The following is an 18,551-nucleotide window of genomic DNA, read 5'->3' on the forward strand; positions in this document are numbered from 1 at the left end:
TTTATGCGGGGAGAGAGAAATGTAGTACACGAGGAGGAGAAGAATGAAGTCTAATTTTACATTCTTAGAAAGCAACTTTCCTGTACTTGCTCAGATCGGCGTAACAGCAGAAGAATATATTTATTCGGACCCTAATTCTTGCTTGATCAAATTAGGATTACTGGGCGAAACAATCGTCAACCTCATGATGCAGTTTGATGGCATCCAACCTCCAAGCTACGACAACACGCACGCCAATCGTATTAAGCTACTGAAGGGCCAAGGACTGCTACCACGCGAAATTGATGATATCTTATACAGCTTGCGTATGGCTCGGAATAAAGCAGTGCATGCGAACTATGATTCGCTTGAACAATGTAAAGTTCTAATGGGCATGGCCCATGAGCTAAGCATTTGGTTCATGCAAACTTATGGAGACTGGCAGTATAGTCCCCAACGGTTTGTGCTGCCTCTTGAAAAGTCTCAAGCTAAGGTTGATTATGAAACGATCCTTCGTGAGAAAGAAACTAGGATTGAAGAGCTGACGAAGCTTGCTGAACAAGCTAAAGTAGCCCAAACGATGACGATTGAGGAGCGTACCTCAAGAGGCAGCCGCGCAGCCCAACAACTTCAACTTTCCGAGGTGCAAACGAGGTACATTATCGACGAGCAGCTACGTAAGGTTGGATGGGAAGCAGATACGGTTCATTTACGATATTCGAAAGGCACTCAACCACAAAAAGGCCGTAACCTTGCAATTGCTGAATGGCCGACACGCAATTCCAGCGGTAAATCCGGTTATGCCGATTACGCTTTATTTGTAGGTCTTCAAATGGTCGGCTTTATTGAAGCGAAGCGTCAGTACACCGATATTCCATCCGTAATCGATAACCAATGCAAGGAATATGCACAATCCGTAAGTGAAGAACATGCCGCTTATCAGGTGGGGAGTTGGAGTAAGTATAAAGTACCTTTTGTATTTGCAACGAATGGTCGGAAGTACTTGAAGCAGCTTGAGACGAAATCGGGTATCTGGTTCCTCGATGTACGCAAACAATCGAATATCTCCAAAGCCCTTCAAGGCTGGATGAGTCCCGAAGGTATTACGGAGTTGTTGAACAGAGATACGGATACAGCTGATCAAGCCCTGGGTGCAACGCCTTATGATTTACTGCGTGACCCGGATGGTCTCAACCTTCGCGAATACCAGATTGAGGCCATTGAAGCCACTGAACAAGCTATTATCAATGGACAGGAAAAAGTACTATTATCGATGGCTACGGGTACAGGTAAGACGCGAACGATTTTAGGTATGCTGTATCGTTTCTTGAAATCTGGCCGTTTCCAGCGCATCTTGTTCCTTGTCGACCGTACCTCGTTGGGGGAGCAAGCGCAGGATGTGTTCAAGGAAGTCAAAATCGAAGAGCTCATGACACTACATAACATCTACAATATCAAGGAGCTCAGTGACAAAGACATCGATAGAGAGACCAAGGTCCATGTCGCCACCGTACAGAGCTTGGTCAAACGTGTGCTTTATAATGAGGGAGAAATCATTCCTGCAGTTTCAGACTATGACCTTATTATCGTTGATGAAGCGCACCGCGGCTATATCTTAGACAAGGAAATTAGCGACGATGAGTTGGTATACCGCAATCAGGAAGATTACATGAGTAAGTATAGTGCGGTCATCGACTATTTTAATGCGGTCAAAATTGGTTTAACGGCTACGCCAGCCATTCAAACGACGCAGATTTTTGGTCAGCCTGTATTCAATTACACGTATCGTCGTGCTGTAGTAGAAGGCCACCTAGTAGATCACGATGCGCCACATACGATTGTCACCAAGCTAAGCAAAGAAGGAATCATCTATAAGAAAGGCGAAGTTGTTCCGATTTACGATCCCGTTACGGGAGAAATTACAAATAGTGGCGAGCTAGAGGATGAGTTAAAATTCGATGTGGAGAAATTTAACCGCCAGGTAATTGCCCCGAATTTTAATCACACCGTATTGACTGAAATAGCTCAAGATATTAATCCTGAGGGCGACGAGAAGACTCTTATTTTTGCGGTCGATGATGCACACGCAGATTCCATAGTTGATTTGCTCAGGGGAATATTTAAGCCATACGGTGTTGACAACGATGCGGTCATGAAGATCACAGGCAGCATCGGCGGTGGGAATCCTAAGAAAGTACAAGAAGCGATCAAAAGATTCAAGAATGAACGCTATCCCAATATCGTCGTTACGGTTGATCTCTTGACGACAGGCATTGATGTGCCTAAGATTTCTACCCTTATCTTTATGCGGCGGGTCAAGTCACGTATCCTCTTTGAACAGATGATGGGTCGTGCTACACGTCTCTGCCCTGAGATCGGCAAGACGCATTTTGAAATCTACGATCCCGTTGGTGTATATGAATCGCTTGAGGATGTTAATACGATGAAACAAGTGGTAATCCAGCCTTCTACATCTTTTGATGATTTGCTGGATGGACTTGAAGCGCTACCGACCGAGAAGCAGCTGCAAAATCAAATTGATCTCATTGTGGCCAAAATGCAGCGCAAGAAGAGGAACATGACAAAAGATGCAATGGCCCATTTCAGAGACATTGCGCAAGGCGACACACCAGACCAGTTCATCGGGAAAGTCAAACACATGTCTGCTGAGCAAGCCAAAGCCTATGTACTTGATCATCGGAAAGTCTTTGATATTATGAATGAAGGCCGAAGTGGCAAACCAAGAGCCGTAGTGATTTCGGATAAAGAGGATGAGCTCGTCTCTCATGAACGTGGTTATGGCAAAGGTTTAAAGCCGAAAGATTACTTGGATGAGTTTAAATCATTCATTACGAACAACATGAACAAAATTGCCGCTCTCCAAGTGGTTTGTACAAGGCCAAGCGATCTTACGCGGGAAAGCTTGAAGAGCTTGCGTTTGGAGCTGGATCGAGAAGGGTTTACGGAACAGCAGCTGAATACTGCTTGGAAGCAGTTGTCTAATGAGGACATTACAGCCGACATCATTAGCTTTATTCGCAAGGAAGCGCTTGGATCTGCGTTGGTCGGCCGAACTGAACGCACGAAACATGCAATTACCAAGCTGAAGCAGAAGCACTCTTTTAGTAAGATGGAGCTGGATTGGCTAGGACGAATTGAAACGGTATTGTTGCACGAGCCGTTATTGGACCGTGATCTATTTAACACGGGTGCATTCAAGAATCAAGGCGGCTATATTCGTATGAATAAGATTTTCCGCGATCAACTCGATACCATTATTACAGACATTAATCAGTACTTATTTGAAGACGGGGGACAATCAGCGTGAACAATCAAGAGATCGTATCGAAACTATGGAACTTATGTAACGTTCTCCGAGATGACGGCATTACGTATCATCAGTACGTAACGGAGCTTACCTATATCTTGTTCTTGAAGATGGCGAAAGAAACGGAGACGGAAAAGGAAATCCCTGAGCAGTATCGATGGGATCAACTACTTAAGCCAAAGGGCATTGATCTTAAGAAATTCTATAAGGAGTTGCTCAATCACTTAGGTGAGAATACCACAGGGCGAGTACGTGAAATTTATGCAGGGGCATCTTCTAACATCGATGAGCCCAAGAACCTTGAGAAGCTCATTACTTCGATTGACGCACTCGACTGGTATTCGGCTAAAGAAGAGGGGCTAGGCAACCTGTACGAGGGTTTGCTTGAGAAAAATGCAAACGAGAAGAAGTCTGGTGCTGGACAATACTTTACTCCCCGTGTCTTGATTGACGTGATGACGAAGCTTGTTGATCCGAAGCCAGGCGAGCGGTGCAATGACCCTGCCTGCGGTACATTCGGCTTTATGATCGCAGCAGACCGTCATGTCAAGGATCAGACGGATGATCTGTTTACGCTATCGCCTGAATTGCAGGAATTCCAGCGGAAACATGCATTTTCAGGCTCTGAGCTTGTGCATGAAACACATCGTTTGGCCTTGATGAATGCAATGTTACATGATATCGAAGGACAGATCAAGCTAGGTGATACTTTGTCTAATCAAGGGAAGACAATGAAGGACTTTGATGTTGTGCTCACGAATCCACCATTTGGAACGAAAAAAGGCGGCGAACGTGCGACACGTGATGACTTCACTTATCCGACATCAAACAAGCAGTTAAACTTCTTGCAGCATATATATCGTAGTTTGAATGCGAATGATAAAGCGAGAGCAGCCGTCGTACTTCCAGATAACGTATTGTTTGCAGATGGTGACGGTGCTTCTATCCGTAACGACTTAATGGACAAGTGCAGCCTGCATACGATTTTGCGTCTACCTACAGGGATTTTCTATGCTCAAGGAGTAAAGACAAACGTTCTCTTCTTTACCCGCGGCAAAACAGATAAAGACAATACTAAAGAAGTATGGTTCTATGATTTACGCACCAATATGCCTTCATTCGGCAAAACGACCCCGCTCAAGGAACAGCATTTTGATGCATTTATCGCGGCATATAATGCGGAAGACCGTTGGAAGGTACAAGATGAGCGTTGGAACGTATATACACGGGAGCAAATCCGAGAAAAGAGCAACAGTCTTGATCTTGGCCTTATTCGTGATGATAGCGTTCTTGACTATGACGATCTTTCTGATCCAATCGAGAGTGGTGAAGAAGTTGTAGCACAGCTTGAAGAAGCTGTTGACTTGATCATGAGCGTCGTGAAGGAACTAAAGTCATTGGAGGTTAGTCGCTAATGGCTAAGAGCAAAAAGCAGAATTTATCGGCAAATGAATTGCTGGAGCAAGCGTTAGTACCAGAGGATGAGCAGCCATATGAGGTGCCTGAGAATTGGCTTTGGACGAGATTGGGAACACTGTCCGATTATATTCAAAGAGGAAAGAGTCCCAAATACTCAGAGAATCAAAAGTTTCCTGTGATATCACAAAAATGTATTCAATGGGATGGATTTGATAGTAGTGTTGTAAAGTTCATCAATCCTGAGTCCATTAACACATACGGGGAAGAGAGGTTTATACAAGTAGGGGATATACTTTGGAATTCTACTGGAACAGGTACTATTGGTCGATTAAATATTTATAATGATGAACTGAGTGGCTATGACAAGGTAGTGGCTGATTCGCATGTAACAGTGGTGCGAATTAGTAAGGTAAATAACAAATATGCATACTTTTATCTATGTAGCCCAAGAGTGCAAGATGGGATTGAGGACAGAGCAACTGGTACGACAAACCAAATTGAACTAAATACTTCGACAGTCATAAATATGCTTGTACCACTTCCGCCGCTTGCTGAACAACAACGTATCGTTGATTGTATTGAAAGCCTGTTTATAAAGCTTGATCAGGCAAAGGAATTGGCACAAAATGCTTTAGATAGCTTTGAAACACGTAAAGCAGCTATTCTACACAAAGCATTCACGGGTGAACTTACTGCGAAGTGGCGTGAAGGTCATAGTCTGAGTATGGATAGTTGGAAGACTATGCCGTTATCCAAACTAGCGTACATTCAAACAGGCTTAGCAAAAGGAAAACAAATCAATTCAGTTACAACCACCATGCCTTATCTACGGGTTGCGAATGTCCAAGATGGCTATTTGGATCTTTCTGAAATCAAACTAATTACTGTGGAAAAAGATAAGATTGAACGCTATCGTTTAAAAGAAGGTGATGTACTATTTACTGAGGGTGGTGATTATGACAAGCTCGGACGAGGTACTGTTTGGAGAGCAGAAATAGAAAATTGCTTGCATCAAAATCATGTTTTTGCCGTTCGTCCTGAGCCAACAGTTTTAAACTCTTTCTATTTGGCTTATTTAGCAAGCAGTCGATACGGAAAAAGCTACTTTTTAAGTTGCTCAAAGCAGACAACCAATCTGGCTTCAATTAATTCTACACAATTAAAAGCGTTCCCAGTGTTTTGTCCCAGTATCATAGAACAGCAAGAAATCGTGCGTATTCTTGACACCCTAATAGAAAAGGAGCAATCCGCAAAATATAAACTGGAACTGCTACTCGATCAAATCGATCAGATGAAAAAATCCATCCTTGCCCGCGCCTTTCGCGGTGAACTTGGTACCAACGATCCAAGTGAAGAAAGTGCATTGGAATTGCTAAAAGAAGTAGTGTTACCACAGTAATAGAACCCAAGTAAGAGTGCCAAGATGGTGTATTGTAATCACATCCATGATCACGAACCCTAGAATATAGACGGGAATCCGAGGACGGAAAGACAGACCGAAGTCCGAAAACCCGCACTACAGCAGACTTTCGGACATTTCGGTTCACAGGAGGATATCGCACGTACCACACTGGCAGCGATGAGATCAGGTTTAACCCCTTTACGTAATATTCTAGTACCTGTTGACGAATTGTTGACGAACAATGTCAACAATCAATGAACTGTACACAAATAGAACAATATGCCACAAATAAAACCCATATAATAAACCAAGGGTTTTAGCCAACTAATACTGACCCCAAACAACACCCACATTTTCCCGCATACGGTGCATACGGAAGCCGTCTCGTTGCTGGTTTGGAGTGGTACAGATGGTGAAAGGGATTGATATATAAGGAATTTCGGAGTGGTACAGATTCATGGGCATAGGTGTAACAGAGGCGGTTTTGGAGGGTTGCCGTAAAATTAAAACTGCAAGGGAAGGCATGGTAAAGAATATCAAAGGAACTAAAACTTATAGCAGAGATAGTACCCAAGACGTAAGGGGAAGTTACAATGGAAGATGAGAAAATTTCTATTTATGAACTTCTACTACTTCATAATTATTTTACTCACAAAAACCAAACTTCTGGTTCAAGTTTAGGAACTATTCTAGCTGTCCTTGGGTATGACCCTAACCTAAAGGAGGACGACAAATCAAAGGAATTGCAAGCAAAATGCAAGGAGTTAGGCTTATCCGGCTGGGTAATATCCCCCTATTGGGAAGTCAATTTAAGTAAAGGAGAAACTATTCCGTACACATGGTATGAAAAGTTGAAAAGCAATTCCGCTGATGCAATCCAAGAATACTTTACAATGAACAACAATCATTTACTTATTGATATAATAGCACGCTCATATTTAAGTATCCCTCATCGGTTTTATATGTGGATTTATGAGGCTAAAGAGCTCTTTTTTGAAAAAAGATACATTTCATGTGCAATGATGCTTACTGCTATTTTGGAAGGCTCTATTAGAGAATGCCCAGTTGAAGTTTGGAGGCAACAGGTCACCAAATTTTACGATGAGGCAGTTACTCAGAAATTACAGAATGCTTTTGATAACGAATACAAGCAGCTTTTAAATAAGTTTTACGAATACCTTGTAGTCCTATCTTCACTTGATGGATATATTAAATCCTTTTTCGATGGTAAAAAACCGTTTGACAAAAAAGTTGAACCAGATTATTTGGAAAGAAACTGGCTTATGCACGGTATGACTCATAGAAAAATAACAGAGATTGATTGTATAAAACTGTTCAATGCAATATCGACGCTTGCTTTTTTGACGGAAAATTTGAACCATCAAAAGTGAATAGCATTTTAGTTCTTAAAAAGGTTAGTTGATACAAGATATATAGCTGAAGCAACAAAAGAGACGCCGGGCACCCATCACCCCAACGTCTTTTTCTCTTCCCTTTTAGCATCAAGCGAAAACAAATTTTCAAACTTATCGGCGGCGGCTTGGTCGGCGGAGCGCAGGGCGTGGCCGTAGATGTTCATCGTCGTGGTGATGCTGCCGTGCCCAAGCCGTTCTACCTTAAACATTATTGAAATCATTACAGATGATGAAGAATACCCAAAGAATACAACAAAAAATTCTTTTATTATAAGCACTATCCTTAAATAAAAGAAATTCCTCGATAAGGTTATGGGCAGTATGATTTCTAAATTGGTATGCCACTACGAAGCATGCAGCCTTTTTATTTAACAAATCTTGATCGTTATCTATTATCTTGTTCAGGGCTATTAGTCTATCATTTGTTTTCAAATTTTTGGTATTATTTAAGAGGGTATTAAACCTTTGATGGAGTTCTGAGTTTTTTTTGATTAATTCATCAAGAATATTCTTGAAATTTATAAGCTCTTTCCCTAATTTATATTTGGAGTAGGCCTCCAAAATCCATACGAGATTACCAAGAAACCGATTAATTCTCAAGCCTTTCATGATATTATAGCTATAAGAGTACACATTCCAGAACTCTTCTACGGATAGAACAAACTGCAATTTAAGTAAGAGGGGCAAATCATCCAGTAGTAATCTTACTTCTTTTGCTTCAAATTTTTTGCCGAACAAGGCTTGATAACTGAAAGGTTTACCGAAGCTATCGTAACCTCCACAATTTTGGCAAAGGTGGTTGCTAAAATTCCAAAACGGAGTTCCTTTTTTATCAATCATTTCAACTAAGAGTTGACCAATTTCCACTTTATTCCGTTTACTGTACTCCTCATCTGCTTTAGCGAAATTATGCATTCCTTTTTCAAAGTCGCCCAACTCATGATATAAAAAAGCAAGGTTGTAGAAGATTTCTGTATAATCTAATGACTCATGAAATTCTCTGAATCCGTTGTAATACATGCCTTTTTGACTTGATTCGTGCATGAAGTATTCATATGCGCTAATAGCCTGTTTCTGTTCTCCCTCGGTACGTTGATAATTAGCATATTCATAGAGCATAAATAATATCGCTTTGAACTTCCTGACATCTTTTTGTGAATATATTTGTTTTATGTCGGTTTCGATTGTTCTAAGTATATTAAAGTGAATTGATTTGGGAAAACTCATGTCTCCTTTGAATTGCCATCGTTGCTTTGTAAACTGATTATTGGTTGTGTTTAATTCTCTTGAAAGAAAATTGTACATATCAACCCTCCTCGTGACATGTGGCAATTCATTTGAATTCCATTCTAATCATTCTATAATTAACTGAAATGAGCTACAAGGCGAATAGGCGATAAGGAGTAATTGTATGAGTGATAAAATTATAGAGATGTTGCAAGATTTTATTACTTCTGGGTATCGACCATTAGCTGTCAAAGAAGCTATAGTAAGTCATTTGTCTGAGTATTTTGATAATCATGATAAATTAATTAAGCATGCTACTTCGAGCGAAATTTTGTCTACATTTGAATTTGTAGTGAGATATCATTACGATGAAGTGTTTCTAAATGGATTGAAAGAAGTTTTAGCATGCTATCGAGATGCTAATAGTACAAATTCAGTAGAAACATTAAATATTGTCTTGTCTACCCACAAAGAATTTTCGCAAAAAGAAAACCTAATGTGGACAGTAAAGCAGAATACCCCTAGTGGGCAAATTTCGGATTTTTACGACTCAGTTATTACTTATATGAAACATATGGGCGATAATCTTGAAATCGGAACGAAACATATTGTTTATGAAATTTATGCGTTAATGAGACTTATAGACGGCAAAACTTATGATTATGAAAAAATCCAGAAATATGATTTTGGTGTGGCATTAAGCAATATACTAGATCAAAATAAGTTCACTAAATTATTGAAGACTAATCCTTTGCCCTTAAAACTATCGGATTGGAGAAATATTGCCTACCATCATTCATACGAAATAGAAGGTAACATGATTATTTGCAGTTATGGTAAGCAAAAAGTGAAGTTTGAAGTAACTTTAGATGAACTGAAAAGTTACGTCCATCAAGTTGTAAGAGCATCTAACGTATTCAATATAGCTCGGTGTATTTTTGTTTTTGATAACCTCGAAAATATAAGTTTACTTAAACAAGCCACTACACAAAAATCTATAGAATTTAGAAAACCAATGCTGATTAATCAGTTTAGAATATCCTTAATGAGCCAAGGATTTCATCTTATTCAGTTTCATGAAGAAGATAATTCAGTTACTGTTATGATTAATGATTTAATGAACGACGGTTCCCTCAATCAAAAAGATCAACAGCAAAGAAAAATTCATTCTTCGCAATTTTTATATAATGTATGGTGCATTTCTCCCAAAGAAATACTATCCGTAATTTATTCAACTAAGAATGGAGAAAAGAAATTAATATCTACAGTTGCAGGTGATGTTTGTAAAACCATTGCCAATGATAAAAAAGATATATCCTATTTAGCTCATTATGTACAATTTGAGGAATTAGAAGATGAATAATTCTTCCGGTCCCTACTGCCGTAAAACTGGCAAAAATTCGTAATAAGTCATGATAAATCAAGTGAAGCAAAGGGAAAGGAATTGTGCCAACCTTGATTCTACGCGACATAAAGCGACTATAACAGACGCCGTGGCGGAGGGGCCGCCTCCCGCATACGGTGCATATACATAGTTCCAAAATAAAAAAATAGAGCGTGACGAAAAGGTTCCTCCAATCGTCCCGCTCTTATTTACTTTCCCCGTTGCTCTGAAAAAACCTCTGATATTCCACTTCAACCAACTTGATAAACTCCGAAGGCTTAATATTCAGCCCTCTACACAGATCAAATATTTTAGAAACGGAAGGTTCGTTACGTCCTACCTCAATCATAGAAATGTACGATCGATCTACGCCGCATTCATGTGCTAAATCTTCTTGACTCAAACTCTGCTTTATACGTATAGCCTTTAAGGTTTTTCCAATGATTTGTTTAATGATAATGGGCTGTTCACTCAAAGATGGATTACTCCTTTTAAAACCATTATCATTCTGCTATACTAACCAATAACAGATAAAGTATTCAACAAAAAGTAAATAAATTACAAATTAATTGATCTTCTATTGATTTCATGTTACCCAATATACATTAAAGGAGGTTTCCCCATGAACATACACTGGGTCTTCCCAGACGATTCAACCTGGGAAACAAACGTCCCGAACGTCAATCAGCTGTTGTTTGCCCTGGAAGTGGTGGATTCGGTATCGATGGGCGGCGTGACGTATAAGACGATGCACAAGCAGTTGGTTGTTAACGAGGACCGGTGCTTCGTATCGGTGTCACTGGCGCATCCGACATCGCTAAAGTATCCTGCCATTGAACGAACGATACACTTTTCGGAATGAATCATGACTGGAGATTCGGGCAGATCAATCATCGTCTGAGGGAAGCGAGGCGGGCGAGAGGGCTAACGCCCAAGCAACTGGCGATGAGGCTGGGGTATTCGTCGCCAAACCGGTACTTGTTAATCGAGAATGGGCAAAGCCGGGCCAGCTTACCGATAGCGCTGCAACTTGCGAAGATTGTCGGGGAAGAAGCGGACGCCCTCTTTCCGGGAATCGTCGATGTTCATTGCTTCTGACTAAAGTCCGCGATCGGCGAGCGCTACGCAAAAACACCCAAAAGCCGCTACGTCACACGACGGAAGCGGCTTTTCCACTCTTTTCATATTACCACCCTCTAGTACAAAAACCTCCACAAATAAAAGGTAGCGTACGACTCCCAGTTCGTCCATCCGGCGGAAAGCTCCAGGATTTCCGCCTTCATCGGCTTGCGGTCCATGCTGAGCACGTGCTTGATAGCATTATGCAGGCCGACGTCGTCGATCGGGAACGCCGAAGGGAAACGCAGGCAGCGCATCAGGACGTAATGGGCCGTCCAAGGGCCGATGCCGCGGATTTGGGTGAGTGTTTTCTCCGCCGCTTTCGCGCTGCCTGCGCCGAGCAGTTGCGTTTTGGTCAGTTTGCCTTCGGCGATCAGCCCGGCGACGTGGATAAGGTATTCGCATTTTTTGACGGTCATGCGCAGCGGCTCCATGTCTTGGACGGTCAGCCCGGTGATTTGCTGCGGGGTCGGGAAGATCCAGTATGTCTCTCCTTCGCATTCGATTCGGCGGCCGTATGTTTCGACGAGCCGTCGTTTCAGCGTATATGCAAACGCCAGGTTGATCTGCTGCCCGATAATCCCCCAGCTGAGTGCCTCGAACAGATCGGGAATGCCGATCGTACGCAGTCCGCGGAACGAAACGATTGCTTGCCGCAGCAGGGCGTCGGTTTGGGCCATCTCGTAAAAAGGGAGCAGGTCGGTATCGAGGTCGAGCCAATCCCTCACGTAGCGCGCGACGGCGGCGCGTACCCATTTGCGGGCGGGTGTCGTATCGCCCAGAAAGCGGACGGTGATCGTCTGCTCGTCATCCGCCCGAATTTCCACAACAGGCGTCTCGTCCTCGATCGACAACGCTTTATATATGTTTCCGTCCTTGATTTGAAACAAGCATTCGTTCGTTGACCGCGACATGTAGCTCACGTTCTGTTCGAAGCTGAACGGCCCCGACACGAATAGCTTCAGCTCGTGTTTATGATCTTCCCAAGCGCCCGGAGGCAGGGTGGAGCAGCATGATTTGCAGGGCCGGTAGCCGGCTTGCTCCGCTTCCGCTCTCGTTTCGAAACGAACGGTGTTTTCCGGCTTGGGCCGCCCTTTGCACCAAGGGAAGCAGTAAATGCTCATCGTCGTGACGCCGATTACATACGGAGCGTCCCACTCCGCGTTTTCCGTACTCTGGCTTTGTTTCATCGTCCATCCTCCGTTTCTCTGTACGATTACTGTACCATAGAAACGGCCCAGCTCCCTTTCGATATCTTGCTATTCTATTCGTAAAACGATTCACACGGCCGCTCGCCGGGGTATACTGGGGGTGGAGGTGATCCCGATGAAGCCGCGAGAAGGGCAAGGACGGGAAGGTACTGCAGCTGACCGGAGGCCGGTCGGGAACGGGAACGGGCGGAATGATGTTGGACGATGGAAAGTGGAGAGGTCAGGGCGGGCAGATGTGACGGTGCTTGCGAATCCGGAGCGAGGGTTCACGGAACGGAAGGATGAAGAAGCAGCGCCGATCCCCGAGGAGCTGTGGGAGGCAATTGTCCGCTGCGATGCTTCGTATGACGACCGGTTTATTTATGCGGTGCGGACGACGGGCATTTTTTGTAAGCCCTCCTGTAAGTCTCGGGAGCCGAACCGGGCGAACGTTCGCATCTTCTCGAACGCACGGCAAGCGCTGGACGCCGAGTTTCGGCCGTGCAAGCGGTGTAAGCCGACCGGCGAGCGTCTGCCCGATCAGGAATGGGTAGCTCAGATCAAGCTTTGCATCGAGGCGAACTACGCCGAAACGTTGACGTTGCATGTGCTCGCAGATATGTGCCACGGCAGTCCGTACCATCTGCACCGGACGTTCAAGCGGATCACGGGACAAACGCCGGTCGAGTATGTCCAGCGGACGAGAGTCGCGAAAGCGGCCGAGCTTTTGCTTCGGACGAACCGGACGGTTGCGGATATTGCGCTGGCGGTAGGGGTGCCGAATCCGGCGTATTTTACTACATTGTTCAGAACAGTCACGGGGCAAACGCCCGGCGACTACCGCAAAGCGAATAACGAAACGATCGAGGAGGTGCTTCCGAGTGGGAGCGAAATCTGACATGACTGTATATTGGACGTTGCTTGTTTATAGGGGCTGGACACTGCATGTGGCGGCGACATCGGCGGGGCTTTGTTATGTGGGCTCGCCGAACAAGCCGTTTGAGGAAATGAGCGAGTGGGTGAGCAGCCGTTTGCCGGGGGCGACGTTGGTTCGGGACGAGGAGAGGCTGCAGCCGTATGCCGCGGAGCTGAGCGAATATTTGCAGGGGCGTCGCACGAGCGTTACGGTTCCTTTCGACTTGCGGGGCACTTCGTTTCAACTCGACGTTTGGAATGCGCTCCGCGACATCCCGTACGGGCAAACGTGCTCATATTCGGATATTGCCGAACGGATTCGCAAGCCGGCTGCGGTTAGGGCGGTCGGGGCGGCGATCGGCGCAAACCCGGTGCTGGTCACGGTACCGTGCCATCGGGTCATCGGCAAAAATGGCACACTTACCGGTTACCGGGGCGGCCTGGAGATGAAAACGGAGCTGCTGCGGCTGGAGCGCGATGGCTTATCCGCGAGCGACCGTTCCACGGCTGAGAGGGGGGCGCTGCATGTCTGAAAGCTTGGCGCAGCGGCTGACCGCTCTCGATTGGGATTCCTTGCAGCGGATGCTGGACGAGCAGGGCTTTGCTTCGCTGCCCGTTTTGCTGGATGCGGTGCAGTGCCGGGAGTTAATGGATACGTACGGGCAGGAAGAGCGGTTCCGCAGCACGATCAGCATGGCCCGCTACCGGTTTGGGCTCGGCGAGTACAAATATTACGAGTCGCCGCTCCCGGATGTGCTGCAGCAGCTTCGCGAAGGGCTGTACCCCGAGCTTGCGAAGACGGCCAACCGCTGGTTCGAGCGCCTTGGGCAAGATGCCGTCTACCCGGACACGCTGGCCGAATTTCTGGATGACTGCCATAGGCAAGGCCAAGAGCGCTCGACGCCGCTAATTTTGAAATATGAAGCCGGGGGATACAACTGTTTGCATCAGGATTTGTACGGCGATGTTTATTTCCCGTTCCAAGTGGTGTTTGCCTTGAACCAGCAGGAGGTCGATTACGCGGGGGGACAATTTCTGCTTGTAGAACAGCGGCCCAGGGCCCAAAGCCGCGGGCACTCGATTGCGATCGAGCAGGGCGCGGGATTGATTTTCCCGACGAATTACCGCCCGGTCGAAGGCTCACGCGGGTACTACCGAACGACGCTGCGGCATGGCGTGAGCACGGTGACTTCGGGGACGAGATACAGTCTCGGCGTTATTTTTCATGATGCGAAGTAGGAAGTGGATGTCCGTTGTACCCGGATGGAGGCGGGTTGCATGGACCAAGGCAGAGTGGGGAGGAGTCGCTGCAAAGGCCAAGTTAGTTATTAAGGCAGAGTCGGCCAGCCTTCAGTACTGTTGGTTGTATATTTGCTGATCAACCATGTACCGCCTACTTCCGCGAGCTGTAAGGTGTCCGTGTATGTAACTTCGCTTCCATCGCTTTTTTCCGTTTTAACTTGTACGACTGCTATTTTATGATCGGAATCTGCATCCTTGATCGATGAAATGGTATAACCTTGAATATCCCCGTAATAAAATCGATAGTTTGCCAAGTACGCAGGGGAAGTAGTGAGATAGGGAATAGTGTCTCCGATATTATGTTTAAAGGCATTATAAAATTGTTCAATTGTAGTTCGGGCCTTGGCATGACGCGCCGAATGAGGGTCTTTGCTGCTATTAAAGATTATTGCCATAAAAAGCATCGCAATTGCCGCAACAACCAAACCAAAAAGCACAATGGTTTTCTTCATAAATAGTCACCGTCGTCGAAGGATAAGGACCTTAAATGTTTAAAAGTTCTTGTCCTATCGTCTTTTTGTATTATGGTAGCATTTGTAAGTCGGTTGAACAACGAAAATGTAATACAACAAACCCCAAAGTGCAGGACTCCGCAAGAGTCCTTTTTCGCATTGCGCTGCTCATCGTGAGTGACATAGGGATCATCCTCTTTGCCATTGAGACCACCTCAAATCCGTGTATGATGAACCTCAAGCCTAGTCTGGGAAATCTTTCGACCTTCCTCAAGAAGGGAATCCGCCCGCACGCATTGAAAAAGTTTTAGAAAAAACTTTTTGCCCCCTGTCGATTCCGGTGTCTCCCGTTCGTTGTGAATATAGAAAGCAAACCAAAACCAGGAGGAGATCCATAATGAGATTCATGATGATCGTAAAAGCAACAACAGATTCCGAGGCAGGCGTTCTGCCGAGCCCGGAGCTTTTAGATGCGATGGCGCGATACAACGAGGAGCTGGCGAGGGCCGGTGTGCTGGTCGCTGCGGAAGGGCTTCACCCGAGTTCGAGTGCGATTCGCATAGCTTATCCCGAACCGGGCGGCAAGCCGAAGGTGGTGGACGGTCCGTTCACGGAAGCGAAGGAGATGATCGCGGGCTTTACGCTGATCGAGGTGAAGTCGAGGGAAGAGGCGATCGAGTGGGCTATGCGTATGCCTGATCCGCATGGATTCGGTCAAGGGCAGATCGAACTGCGACAGGTGTTCGAAGCTCCTGAGTTGACCCAGGACCCGGAGGCGTTGGCGAAACTGAATGACATGCAGGAGCAGGTTACAAGGAAGCCGAGGTCGTGAAGGAATCCGCCGTCCACCGCGCCATCGCCGGAATCTGGAGAATCGAATCGGCCAAGATCATTGCCGCTCTGGCACGTATGGTGCGCGATGTGGGACTTGCCGAGGATTTGGCGCAGGATGCGCTGCTTGTTGCGCTCGAACGATGGCCGGAGACGGGCATACCTGATAATCCGGGGGCGTGGCTAATGACAACCGCTAAACGTCGGGCGATCGATCATATGCGCAGAAACAAGCTGCGCGACCGCAAATACGAGGAGCTCGGCTGGGAGATCGACCGGCAGCACGAACCGGATTGGGACGAGGCGCTCGACGATCCGGTCGGCGACGATCTGCTTCGCCTCATTTTCACGACATGCCATCCGATTCTTTCCGCCGAGGCGAGGGTAGCACTCACGCTTCGGCTGCTCGGCGGCTTGACGACCGAGGAGATTGCCAGTGCGTTTCTCGTTCCGGAGCCGACTGTCGCCCAGCGGATCGTTCGTGCGAAGCGCACGCTTGCGGCGACGAATGTTCCGTTCGAGCTGCCGCCGAAGGACGAATTGGCCGCGCGGTTGTCGTCCGTGCTGGAGGTCATCTACCTCATGTTCAACGAAGGTTATGCCGCCTCTTCCGGCGGAAGCTGGATTCAGCCTATGCTTTGCAGCGAGGCGCTTCGGCTTGGACGGGTATTAGCCGAGATGACGCCGGGGGAGCCGGAGGTACACGGGCTTGTGGCTTTGATGGAGATTCAATCGTCCCGCTTCCGGGCGCGGGTGAGTCCGAGCGGGGAACCGATTCTGCTGATGGATCAGAACCGGGCGTTATGGGATCATCTGCTCATTCGCCGGGGGCTGGCCGCGATCGCGCGAGCTGAGCGTCTAGGCAAAGCATTCGGCCCTTATTTGATACAAGCCTCGATCGCAGCTTGCCACGCCCGTGCCCGCATGGGTTCGGAGACGGACTGGGTCCGGATCGCGGCGTTGTACGATGCTCTCTCCCAAGTCGCCCCATCGCCTGTTGTCGATCTGAATCGCGCCGTTGCGCTGTCGATGGCGTTCGGACCGGCTGTGGGCCTGGAAGTGGTCGATGCGTTACTGCAAGAACCGTCCTTGAAAAACTACCATCTATTGCCCAGCGTGCGAGGGGACTTCCTGCTGAAGCTGGGGCGCAAGCAGGAGGCTGGCGCCGAATTCCAACGTGCCGCTACACTTACGCGCAATGACAAGGAACGCGAACTGCTCTTAAAGCGCGCTTCCGACTGCGCTGCGGAATAACAACTTGAGAGGGGAAATTTCGAATGAGTCCAGAGGTTACCGAGTTTATCGAGAAAGTGAAAGAGCCGTGGCAAGTCGGGCTGTGCCAAGATTTGCGCCAAGTCGTGCATAACGCGATTCCGGACGTTTTGGAGCGCATCCAGTACAACAAGCCTCATTTTCTGAAAAACAAAAAGTATGCGGCGGTGATCTCGACCTCGAAGGATGCTGTTAGTTTCACGATCTTCAACGCGACGGGGCTGGAGCTGCCCGAAGGTTTGTTCGACGGTCCTCCGGAACGGAAGACGATCAAGTTCCGCAGCGGTCAGCAGATCGATGCGGGAATGTTAACCGAATTCGTGCAGCAAGCTTCCAGTACGTTATAACCGACGCCGCCTATCGCCGCCCTTATCGGGGCGGTTTCTTTTTTTGCAGATACAAAAATATTTTTTGAAAACGTGTCGATTCTCTCGCCCGCCGTTCGTCGCCTTATATAGAGAAGCGGAAATCTACTCGGCAAAGGAGCCATTCCATGTATACGACAACATCTAAAGACGGCACTCAGATTGCATATGACAAAACGGGGCAAGGCCCGGCGCTTATTTTGGTCGGAGGAGCTTTCAGCTATCGCCAATTTCCGGGACTGGTGCAGATGGCCTCTCAGCTATCCGAGCGGTTCACGGTTTACAATTATGACCGTCGCGGGCGCGGGGAGAGCGGAGACAGGTCTCCTTATGCCACCAAACGAGAGGTCGAAGACCTTGAGGCTTTGATCGAGGCGGCAGGCGGTTCGGCTTATGTATGGGGGCTGTCGTCCGGTGCGGTTCTTGCCCTTCAAGCGGCGGCAAGCGGGGCTAACATCGTGAAACTGGCGCTGCACGAGCCTCCGTTCGTTGTCGATGCGGCGGACCGCCGGCCGCCTCAAGATTTTTACAAGCAGGTAACGGAGCTTATTGCCGGCAATCGCCGTGCGGAAGCGATCCGCTATTTTATGATCCAAGGGATGGGCGCTCCATCTTTCGTCGTACGGCTCATGCGCTTGATGCCGGGCGTATGGTCCATTCTGATGGCGGTAGCGCACACGCTCCCTTATGATGCGGCTTTGCTCGAAGGGCATATGGCCGGAAAGCCGCTGCGCGCGGAAGAATGGAGCACGGTCCGGATGCCGACGCTGGTGCTCGAAGGCACGGAGAGCCCGGCTTCGCTACGTCGAGCCGCTCAGGCGTTGGTCAAGGCGCTCCCTAGCTCGAAGCTGGCAAGCAAGAAGGGGCTGGGCCACACAAAGAAGCTGGATGCGAATCTCATCTCGGCGGAGCTTGCGACATTTTTTCTGGGAGAATAATAGGAGGGGGAGA

General features: G+C 46.9%; 18 protein-coding genes and 1 pseudogene. 14 read left to right on the top strand and 5 right to left on the bottom strand.

Annotated elements, in window-relative coordinates:
* Nucleotides 1–43: 43 nt before the first annotated feature.
* The 4 genes from hsdR to D7M11_RS23975 all read left to right on the top strand — a co-directional run bounded on the left by hsdR (nucleotide 44) and on the right by D7M11_RS23975 (nucleotide 7,519).
* Complete coding sequence (hsdR, locus tag D7M11_RS23960; RefSeq protein ID WP_120749792.1) at nucleotides 44–3,307, top strand: type I restriction-modification system endonuclease; 3,264 nt, start codon at nucleotides 44–46, stop codon at nucleotides 3,305–3,307.
* Nucleotides 3,304–4,722 (top strand): class I SAM-dependent DNA methyltransferase, encoded by a 1,419-nt coding sequence (locus D7M11_RS23965; protein WP_120749793.1) that lies wholly within the window; start codon nucleotides 3,304–3,306, stop codon nucleotides 4,720–4,722. The genes hsdR and D7M11_RS23965 overlap by 4 nt, the downstream gene beginning before the upstream one ends.
* Nucleotides 4,722–6,125: a restriction endonuclease subunit S gene (locus D7M11_RS23970; protein ID WP_120749794.1), complete on the top strand. Its 1,404-nt coding sequence runs from the start codon at nucleotides 4,722–4,724 to the stop codon at nucleotides 6,123–6,125. Before D7M11_RS23965 ends, D7M11_RS23970 begins: the two co-directional genes overlap by 1 nt.
* A gap of 596 nt (nucleotides 6,126–6,721) precedes the next feature.
* Nucleotides 6,722–7,519, top strand: coding sequence for a hypothetical protein (locus D7M11_RS23975; RefSeq protein WP_120749795.1), 798 nt, complete (start codon nucleotides 6,722–6,724; stop codon nucleotides 7,517–7,519).
* A 77-nt stretch (nucleotides 7,520–7,596) separates the two neighbouring features.
* On the opposite strand, the pseudogene D7M11_RS38270 reads toward D7M11_RS23975, so the two are convergent.
* Together D7M11_RS38270 and D7M11_RS23985 are read right to left on the bottom strand one after the other, a co-directional pair.
* Nucleotides 7,597–7,740: pseudogene (locus D7M11_RS38270) on the bottom strand (site-specific integrase); the annotation flags it as partial.
* Between the two features lie 4 nt (nucleotides 7,741–7,744).
* Nucleotides 7,745–8,848, bottom strand: a complete 1,104-nt coding sequence (locus D7M11_RS23985; protein WP_120749796.1) for a hypothetical protein — start codon at nucleotides 8,846–8,848, stop codon at nucleotides 7,745–7,747.
* Nucleotides 8,849–8,954: 106 nt separating this feature from the next.
* Here D7M11_RS23985 and D7M11_RS23990 point away from each other — a divergent pair, with 106 nt between their 5' ends.
* Nucleotides 8,955–10,133 carry a hypothetical protein gene (locus D7M11_RS23990; RefSeq protein WP_120749797.1) on the top strand — a complete coding sequence of 393 codons (1,179 nt, stop codon included), beginning with the start codon at nucleotides 8,955–8,957 and terminating at the stop codon, nucleotides 10,131–10,133.
* A gap of 226 nt (nucleotides 10,134–10,359) precedes the next feature.
* On the opposite strand, the gene D7M11_RS23995 is transcribed toward D7M11_RS23990, so the two are convergent.
* The gene (locus tag D7M11_RS23995) at nucleotides 10,360–10,629 is read right to left on the bottom strand and encodes a helix-turn-helix domain-containing protein (protein ID WP_240041283.1); all 270 of its coding nucleotides are present in this window, start codon (nucleotides 10,627–10,629) and stop codon (nucleotides 10,360–10,362) included.
* A 147-nt stretch (nucleotides 10,630–10,776) separates the two neighbouring features.
* Between D7M11_RS23995 and D7M11_RS24000 the strand changes: the two genes are divergently transcribed.
* A complete protein-coding gene (locus D7M11_RS24000) occupies nucleotides 10,777–11,016 on the top strand; it encodes a hypothetical protein (protein ID WP_120749798.1) in 240 nt (79 codons plus the stop codon).
* On the top strand, nucleotides 11,013–11,252 hold the full coding sequence (locus D7M11_RS24005; RefSeq protein WP_120749799.1) for a helix-turn-helix transcriptional regulator: 240 nt from the start codon (nucleotides 11,013–11,015) through the stop codon (nucleotides 11,250–11,252). Before D7M11_RS24000 ends, D7M11_RS24005 begins: the two co-directional genes overlap by 4 nt.
* Nucleotides 11,253–11,350: 98 nt before the next feature.
* Here D7M11_RS24005 and D7M11_RS24010 read toward each other — a convergent pair whose 3' ends face one another.
* Nucleotides 11,351–12,463: an Ada metal-binding domain-containing protein gene (locus D7M11_RS24010; protein ID WP_120749800.1), complete on the bottom strand. Its 1,113-nt coding sequence runs from the start codon at nucleotides 12,461–12,463 to the stop codon at nucleotides 11,351–11,353.
* Between the two features lie 262 nt (nucleotides 12,464–12,725).
* Here D7M11_RS24010 and D7M11_RS24015 point away from each other — a divergent pair, with 262 nt between their 5' ends.
* The 3 genes from D7M11_RS24015 to D7M11_RS24025 are packed head-to-tail and all read left to right on the top strand — an operon-like array spanning nucleotide 12,726 to nucleotide 14,617.
* Complete coding sequence (locus tag D7M11_RS24015; RefSeq protein ID WP_420818440.1) at nucleotides 12,726–13,361, top strand: bifunctional transcriptional activator/DNA repair enzyme AdaA; 636 nt, start codon at nucleotides 12,726–12,728, stop codon at nucleotides 13,359–13,361.
* A complete protein-coding gene (locus tag D7M11_RS24020; RefSeq protein WP_120749802.1) occupies nucleotides 13,345–13,911 on the top strand; it encodes a methylated-DNA--[protein]-cysteine S-methyltransferase in 567 nt (188 codons plus the stop codon). Before D7M11_RS24015 ends, D7M11_RS24020 begins: the two co-directional genes overlap by 17 nt.
* Nucleotides 13,904–14,617 carry a 2OG-Fe(II) oxygenase gene (locus D7M11_RS24025; RefSeq protein WP_120749803.1) on the top strand — a complete coding sequence of 238 codons (714 nt, stop codon included), beginning with the start codon at nucleotides 13,904–13,906 and terminating at the stop codon, nucleotides 14,615–14,617. The genes D7M11_RS24020 and D7M11_RS24025 overlap by 8 nt, the downstream gene beginning before the upstream one ends.
* A gap of 89 nt (nucleotides 14,618–14,706) precedes the next feature.
* Here the strand turns inward: D7M11_RS24025 and D7M11_RS24030 are convergent, their stop codons facing one another.
* Complete coding sequence (locus D7M11_RS24030; RefSeq protein WP_120749804.1) at nucleotides 14,707–15,132, bottom strand: hypothetical protein; 426 nt, start codon at nucleotides 15,130–15,132, stop codon at nucleotides 14,707–14,709.
* Between the two features lie 397 nt (nucleotides 15,133–15,529).
* Between D7M11_RS24030 and D7M11_RS24040 the strand changes: the two genes are divergently transcribed.
* The 4 genes from D7M11_RS24040 to D7M11_RS24055 all read left to right on the top strand — a co-directional run bounded on the left by D7M11_RS24040 (nucleotide 15,530) and on the right by D7M11_RS24055 (nucleotide 18,538).
* Nucleotides 15,530–15,964 (top strand): YciI family protein, encoded by a 435-nt coding sequence (locus tag D7M11_RS24040; RefSeq protein WP_120749806.1) that lies wholly within the window; start codon nucleotides 15,530–15,532, stop codon nucleotides 15,962–15,964.
* Nucleotides 15,961–17,217: an RNA polymerase sigma factor gene (locus D7M11_RS24045; protein WP_120749807.1), complete on the top strand. Its 1,257-nt coding sequence runs from the start codon at nucleotides 15,961–15,963 to the stop codon at nucleotides 17,215–17,217. Before D7M11_RS24040 ends, D7M11_RS24045 begins: the two co-directional genes overlap by 4 nt.
* 23 nt (nucleotides 17,218–17,240) lie before the next feature.
* Nucleotides 17,241–17,582 carry a DUF1801 domain-containing protein gene (locus D7M11_RS24050; protein ID WP_120749808.1) on the top strand — a complete coding sequence of 114 codons (342 nt, stop codon included), beginning with the start codon at nucleotides 17,241–17,243 and terminating at the stop codon, nucleotides 17,580–17,582.
* Between the two features lie 146 nt (nucleotides 17,583–17,728).
* Nucleotides 17,729–18,538, top strand: a complete 810-nt coding sequence (locus tag D7M11_RS24055; RefSeq protein ID WP_120749809.1) for an alpha/beta fold hydrolase — start codon at nucleotides 17,729–17,731, stop codon at nucleotides 18,536–18,538.
* Nucleotides 18,539–18,551: the final 13 nt, after the last annotated feature.

This window comes from Paenibacillus ginsengarvi (genome assembly GCF_003626695.1).
GTDB lineage: Bacteria > Bacillota > Bacilli > Paenibacillales > NBRC-103111 > Paenibacillus_AB > Paenibacillus_AB ginsengarvi.